7 protein-coding genes are annotated in these 6,272 nt (G+C 67.0%); 3 read left to right on the top strand and 4 right to left on the bottom strand.

Features of this window, described 5'->3' with window-relative positions; genetic code table 11:
• The 3 genes from ACZ3H8_RS05885 to ACZ3H8_RS05875 form a co-directional block, all read right to left on the bottom strand.
• The coding region (locus tag ACZ3H8_RS05885) for a beta-ketoacyl synthase N-terminal-like domain-containing protein (RefSeq protein ID WP_467397849.1) at positions 1-995 on the bottom strand (995 nt) is incomplete at its 3' end.
• 282 nt (positions 996-1,277) lie between these two features.
• Entirely contained in the window at positions 1,278-2,150 is an 873-nt protein-coding gene (locus ACZ3H8_RS05880; RefSeq protein WP_467397847.1) for an undecaprenyl-diphosphate phosphatase, read from the bottom strand.
• Positions 2,151-2,295: 145 nt separating this feature from the next.
• A complete protein-coding gene (locus tag ACZ3H8_RS05875; RefSeq protein WP_467397978.1) occupies positions 2,296-2,511 on the bottom strand; it encodes a response regulator in 216 nt (71 codons plus the stop codon).
• Here ACZ3H8_RS05875 and ACZ3H8_RS05870 point away from each other — a divergent pair.
• The 3 genes from ACZ3H8_RS05870 to ACZ3H8_RS05860 all read left to right on the top strand — a co-directional run bounded on the left by ACZ3H8_RS05870 (position 2,450) and on the right by ACZ3H8_RS05860 (position 4,736).
• The gene (locus ACZ3H8_RS05870) at positions 2,450-2,728 is read left to right on the top strand and encodes a hypothetical protein (protein WP_467397987.1); all 279 of its coding nucleotides are present in this window, start codon (positions 2,450-2,452) and stop codon (positions 2,726-2,728) included. The two genes, ACZ3H8_RS05875 and ACZ3H8_RS05870, sit on opposite strands and share 62 nt — an antisense overlap.
• A 285-nt stretch (positions 2,729-3,013) precedes the next feature.
• On the top strand, positions 3,014-3,769 hold the full coding sequence (locus ACZ3H8_RS05865; RefSeq protein ID WP_467397844.1) for a thioesterase II family protein: 756 nt from the start codon (positions 3,014-3,016) through the stop codon (positions 3,767-3,769).
• 181 nt (positions 3,770-3,950) lie between these two features.
• Complete coding sequence (locus ACZ3H8_RS05860) at positions 3,951-4,736, top strand: 4'-phosphopantetheinyl transferase family protein (RefSeq protein WP_467397842.1); 786 nt, start codon at positions 3,951-3,953, stop codon at positions 4,734-4,736.
• A gap of 126 nt (positions 4,737-4,862) precedes the next feature.
• Here ACZ3H8_RS05860 and ACZ3H8_RS05855 read toward each other — a convergent pair whose 3' ends face one another.
• Positions 4,863-6,143 (bottom strand): vanadium-dependent haloperoxidase, encoded by a 1,281-nt coding sequence (locus tag ACZ3H8_RS05855; RefSeq protein ID WP_467397840.1) that lies wholly within the window; start codon positions 6,141-6,143, stop codon positions 4,863-4,865.
• Positions 6,144-6,272 lie beyond the last annotated feature (129 nt).

Raw genomic sequence — 6,272 nt, 5'->3', positions numbered from 1 at the left:
TCCACATCCGCAGGCACCAACCGCGCACCCGCCAACGCATCCCGAATCACCCGCTCCTGCGACGGACCATTCGGCGCCGTCAACCCATTCGACGCCCCGTCCTGATTCACCGCAGAACCCTTGACGACCGCCAACACCCGATGCCCACGACGCACCGCATCCGACAACCGCTCCACCACCAGGACACCGGCGCCCTCACTGAAGCCCGTGCCATCCGCAGCCGCCGCGAACGCCTTGCACCGGCCATCCACCGCCAACCCGCGCTGCCGCGAAAACTCGAAGAACAGATCAGGCGTCGCCATCACTGTCACGCCGCCGGCCAGCGCCAGGGAGCACTCACCACGCCGCAGCGCCTGCACCGCCAAATGCAACGCAACCAACGACGACGAACAGGCCGTATCCACCGTCAACGCCGGACCCTCAAGCCCGAGCACATAGGAAATTCGGCCCGACATCACACTGGCGGTCGTACCCGTGAGCTTGTGGGCTTCGGCGCTGGAAATGAAGCTGCCGTACTCCTGCGCAATTCCTCCCACAAAGACGCCGGTAGCGCTACCGCGAAGCAACGTGGGGTCGATTCCGGCCCGCTCCAACGCTTCCCAGGACACTTCGAGCAACAGACGCTGCTGCGGATCCATCGCGACGGCCTCACGCGGCGAAATCCCGAAGAACCCCGGATCGAACTCCCCGGCATCGTGCAAGAACCCACCCTCACGGGCGTACGACGTCCCCGGACGCTCAGAGTCCGGATCGTACAGCCCCTCCAGATCCCACCCCCGACTGTCAGGGAACCCCGAAATCGCATCACCACCCGAGGAAAGCAGCCCCCACAACTCCTCCGGAGACCCCACACCACCCGGAAAACGACACCCCATCCCCACGATCGCGATCGGCTCCCGCTCTCTGTCCTCTGCGTCGCGCAGTTGCTGACGGGATTCATGCAGGTCAGCCGTGGCTCGCTTCAGATAGTCACGCAGCTTTTGCTCGGTCGCCATGAAAGGCCCCTCCGTTGAGTAAGTCAATACACGGGAGCAAACATGATCACGGTCGGTAATTAACGCAGCGCAAGTATGGCTCAGGTCGTCGGCCTCAGAATTTCAGAGCGGCCGATGTTCAAATGAGGGGCCCCGAGAAGTGTCCCTGCAAGCTAATGCGCCGTACGTGATCACCGAACACATACGATCGGGTAAACGTTGGATTTCGTAGAACCAGCTCGTCGCAACTCTTAATGAGCGGGTGGCCCTTATGGCAGGCGCGACAAACGTCGGCTGCGGCCGTCAGCCGGCGGACTCGCCCGCGTGCGGGCTCAGCGTGTCCGTGCCGACCAAAATGAAGAGCAAAATACCGAGCAGGATCCGATAGTAGACGAACGGCATAAAGCTCTTGGTGGAAATAAACTTCATGAACCACGCGATCACCGCATAGCCGACGACGAATGCGATGAGGGTCGCGAAGATGGTCGGGCCCCATGAGACATGGCCTTCGCCCGCGTCCTTGAGCTCGAAGACGCCTGAGGCGAGCACCGCGGGGATGGCGAGCAGGAACGAGTAGTGGGCCGCAGCCTCACGGGTGTAGCCCATCAGCAGACCGCCGCTGGTCGTCGCGCCGGACCGGGAGACGCCCGGGATCAGCGCCATGGCCTGGCAAAATCCGTAGACCAAGCCGTCCTTGACGGTCAGGTCCTCGAGTGTCTTGCGCGGCTTGGCCGCACGGTGCTTGCCGCCGGTCTCATCGCGTGCCGCGAGGCGGTCGGCGATGCCGAGGACGATGCCCATGACGATGAGCGTGGTCCCGATCAGCCGCAGATCGCGGAACGGGCCCTCGATCTGGTCCTTGAACGTGACGCCGAGCACGCCGATCGGGATCGAGCCGACGATGAGGAACCAGCCCATCTGGGCGTCGTGGTTCTTGCGCATCGTCTTGTCGGTGAGCGAGCGGAACCACGCCGAGACGATCCGCACAATGTCCTTGCGGAAGTAGATCAGCACCGCGGTCTCCGTGCCGATCTGGGTGATCGCGGTGAAGGCGGCCCCCGGATCGTGCCAGCCGGCGAACGCCGCGGTGAGGCGCAGATGCGCACTGGACGAGATGGGGAGGAACTCGGTCAGGCCCTGGACGAGACCGAGGATGAATGATTCTAACCAGCTCATGGCGCTTGTGCCGTCCCAGAGTTGATCGTGCATCGGCCCGCGTGCGCGCAGGCAGGGCAATGAACAGACGTGGTCACATGAAGGTGGTGAGGTGGAAGCGCGGGGGTTCGTCGCATGGAATCAGATCCAGAAGGCCGTTCGATCATCATTCCTCGTCCATGAGGCCGGCTTCGTATGCGATGCCGGGGCGTGCAGATCGGTCAGACGCTCGCGCGGATCTGCCAGACTTGAGGATGTAGCCACTCACTCGGCCACCCAGGACGCTGGCGACGTACTCGTCCTGGGAGAAGGTCGTCAGGATGAGCACGGAAGTCTCCAGGAGCCGGCGCTCGATCTCCGCTGTCGCGGCAAGCCCGTCCATCACCGGCATCCGGACGGTCAACAGCACAACGTCCGGGCGGAGTTTGGCGGCCAGGGCCGACGGCTACGGCGCCTTTCTCGGCTTCAGCGACGACTTCGATCTCCGGGTCGGCGAACTGAATGGAACGGACGCCGGGCAGGATCACCGCCTCGTCGTCGGCAAGGATGAGTCGGGTGGCAGAGATGCCCTTCTCCTCTTCTTCCGTGACCTCAGGTGAACCGCCCAGGACACCGTCCATTCGCTCAACGCCCGTCAACCACAACCATCTTGGCCGAGCCCTCGGCAACATCGCGATGGTGTCAGATATCGGCGGGTCGGCCAAAGCCATCAGAGAGTGATGATCATCACCGTCGTTATGGGCGTGTCGGGTGGAACACTGGGCCGCAGGGAGCTCGACCGAAGGTTGGCGCGAACTCGCCCTGTATTCGGCACAGTTGCCTCTACTCCGATGCCCTCGCTGGTGCATGCAGCCGAGGTGCACGACGGAAGGACAGCACCACCCATGACGGGCACCGCCAACACTGACGAGCTGTGGATACGCCGCTACCACCAGGCTGATGCAGGCGCACCGCAGCTCGTCTGCCTTCCGCACGCCGGCGGGAGTGCGTCCTACTTCTTCACCGTGTCCCGTGCGCTGGCCCCACATTGTGAGGTGCTGGCCATCCAGTACCCGGGGCGGCAGGACCGCCGCTCGGAGAAGCGGCTCGAGACGATCGATGAGCTCGTCGACCAGCTCTTCCCCTTGCTGCAGCGGCACACCCGGAGCCCGACGGCCCTGTTCGGCCACAGCATGGGCGCGACCCTCGCCTTCGAGCTGGCCCGCCGTTTCGAGGAGGTGGGCATGGCGCCGAGGGCGCTGTTCGTCTCGGCGCGCCCGGCGCCCTCCCGCCACCGCGAGGGCAGCACTGTCCACCTCGGCACGGACGACGAACTGATCGCGAGACTGCGCTCGCTCAGCGGCACCGGCGAACAGCTCTTCGAGGACGAGGAGTTGCTCCGGCTGACGCTGCCCGCGGTGCGCAGCGACTACAGGGCGGCCGAGACCTACCGCCACCGGCCCGGACCGAAGCTGACCTGCCCTGTGCATGCATTCACCGGCGACGAGGACCCGATGGTCACCGAGGACGAGGCGCGCTGCTGGGGCGACCACACCACCGGAGCGTTTACGCTGGACACTTACCGCGGCGGCCATTTCTATCTGGCCGACCACCAGGCCGAGTTGCTCAAAGTGATCTCCGCGGGACTGAACGGATCGTGAACACCGGGCACCGCCCGCGGCCGGGGAGGTACCCGAAGCTGCCCAGGGCTGCTGACCGGGCCGTTTCGCGAAGGCCGTCTGGGCGCCCGGCAACCACGAACTGTGGACGCACCCCCAGGACCCCGCCGTCCTCCCTCGATGGGGTGCGCTTCGCAGAGGCGTCGGTCGGCTTTCCGCCCGAGTGGCTTTCCTGGCCGGCGCGCCGTCCGCTGCGGCAGATTCTCCCCCACCCGGCTCTGGAGCCGACAACGTGATCGAGAAGATACTGCCCGAAGCCGTCGCCTGTGCTTCGGTGTTCGGAGACCTGACGTCCGAGCTCGAGGGCGGGCTCTTCCCCACCGAGTCGGCCGCCATCTCGCAAGCCGTGCCGCGGCGGCAGGCAGAGTTCACAACCGTCCGCATCTGCGCGCGGCGCGCCCTCAGAGAACTCGGTGTGCCGCCCGTTGCCTTGGTGCCGAGCGCCCGCGGTGCGATCACCTGGCCAGCGGGGGTAGGCGGAAGCATGACTCACTGCTCCGGCTATCGCGCGGCGGCCATCGCCCGCACTGAGGACTCCGTTTCGCTCGGCATCGACGCGGAACAGAACCGGCCGCTGCCCGAGGGCGTACTGGAAGTCGTGTCCCTTGAACGGGAGTTCAAACAGGTGACCACCCTGACCGCACTCCGTCCCGCGGTGTGCTGGGACCGGCTGCTGTTCAGCGCCAAGGAGTCGGTGTTCAAAACCTGGTACCCGCTGACGGGAAGGGAGCTCGACTTCGACGAGGCTGAGCTCGACATCGACCCGGATGCCGGGACCTTTACGGCCCGGCTGCTGGTACCTGGACCGGAAGTGGCGGGACTCCGCATCGGCGAGTTCCAGGGGCGGTGGCTGGCGCGGCGCGGTTTCATCGTGACGGCGATCGCGCTGCCCGGTGACAAGCGTCCTTCGTCTGTTGATTGCACTGTTCAAAAACTCACGCACGCCTGAGCCGGCGGTCTTGTCGTCCGCGGCACGCTGTACACAGCCGTGAACTGGCCCTCCTCTACGGGAGGTGGCCAGGCGTGAGGGTGTTCCGACGGGAAGCCACCGTCGTGCCGCTGGTGGGCGTCTCGCTCACAGGTCGCCGAACATCCGCCCTGCGTTGCGCAGCGCGTGGGTCGCGACGCGCTTGCCGAGGGCAAGGCCCGCCGTGTCGGCGGAGCGGGTGTGGATCCCCGAGAAGACTCGGGCAGCCTCGTTCTCCTTGGACAGACCGCTCCAGGCCGTGTACGTGCGTGTCACTCGGGGGGCTGTGGGGCTCGTCAGCTCGAACGGGGCCGTGCGAGGCCCGGTCAGCACCGAGAGAACGACCTCCGCAGCACCCGAGTAGGTGTTGTGGCCGCTGGGGTAGTCCGGGTGGGCCGGCGTAGCGTGCAGCGGCGTCCACCCGGGGTCCGGGTCGATCGTGCCGGTGCGGATGGCCGTGACCGGGCGCCAGCTCTGATACGTGTACTTGCTGTCGGACGTCGCGATCTGTGTGTCCACCAGTGCCACGTGGAACAGCGCCACCAGCCTTGCCCGTTCGGCGAGGGACTGTGGCGACCGCGACAGGGCGACCCGCAACGGCTCGGTGTACAGCGTCAGCGAGGAACCGAACCAGAAGTTGGCGGTCTCGGTCTGGTGCGCTGTGCGTACGGCGCTGTTCACGGCACCGTACGCACGCACCTCCGTCAGATCGGCACGATAGCGCGCGGAGTCGAGGGCGGGCGGTGCGGGCAGCCGGTACTGGTCGGCACTGTCCAGCAGGAACGGCCTGGCCAGCCGGTTGCCGTACTGTGCGGCCGGAGCGTAGGCGGGCGGAGTCGGCTGCCACACGCCCGGGGCCGCCGGCGGCACGGTGAACGGCGCGTTCACCGAGGCCGGGTCGAGGCCGTCGCCGTCACGCGATGCCAGCACCAGCCGGGCCTGGCGGGCGCCGACCGCTACGCCCCTCGATTCGGCAAGTCCGTCCGGGATGCGGTCGAGCGTCGTGCGCAGCGCGGCGTCCAGCGCCTCAGCGCGAGACGGAACGAGGGCTACGAGGGAGTCGTGCACCGCAGATGCGAGGGCCGCGTCCTGGAAGTCGCGCCGGTCGACGGCCGATGGCACCTTCCGCACGGCTCGCGCCGCCGCGAGCCAGCCGATGGCCCAGGTCCGGCTGTTGGTGATCTGAGTCGTGGCGCCGCCCGCCGCTACGGTCGCGGCCGTCGTGTCGTACCAGTCGAGCGCCACGGAAGCGGGCTCCTGCCTTTCCTCCGCCGCGGCAGCCGCAGCTGACGGGACGGTGACGGAGCCGGCCAGGAGGGCGACCGAACCCAGCGCCACCAGGGCGGTGCGGGCGGGATGGACGATGCGGCGGGTTCTGAGCGGATTCACGCGTACTCCTTCGCGGGGGGCTGCCCTGATGAGTGCTGAGGGCACACACACGCACCGCACGGGCACAGGCACACGAAGGACCGCCCGACGGGGCGGTGGGGCGTGCGAATGGCTGCGGCACGCGGCATG

Source organism: Streptomyces sp. NPDC002868 (genome assembly GCF_055563295.1).
This window is presented reverse-complemented; position numbering and strand designations above follow the sequence as displayed.

Excerpts from the sequence above, each read along its gene's own strand:
- ACZ3H8_RS05880 (WP_467397847.1), bottom strand. The coding sequence starts at position 2,150 with ATGAGCTGGTTAGAATCATTCATCCTCGGTCTCGTCCAGGGCCTGACC.
- ACZ3H8_RS05870 (WP_467397987.1), top strand. The coding sequence starts at position 2,450 with ATGAGCACGGAAGTCTCCAGGAGCCGGCGCTCGATCTCCGCTGTCGCG.
- ACZ3H8_RS05875 (WP_467397978.1), bottom strand. The coding sequence starts at position 2,511 with ATGGACGGGCTTGCCGCGACAGCGGAGATCGAGCGCCGGCTCCTGGAG.
- ACZ3H8_RS05865 (WP_467397844.1), top strand. The coding sequence starts at position 3,014 with ATGACGGGCACCGCCAACACTGACGAGCTGTGGATACGCCGCTACCAC.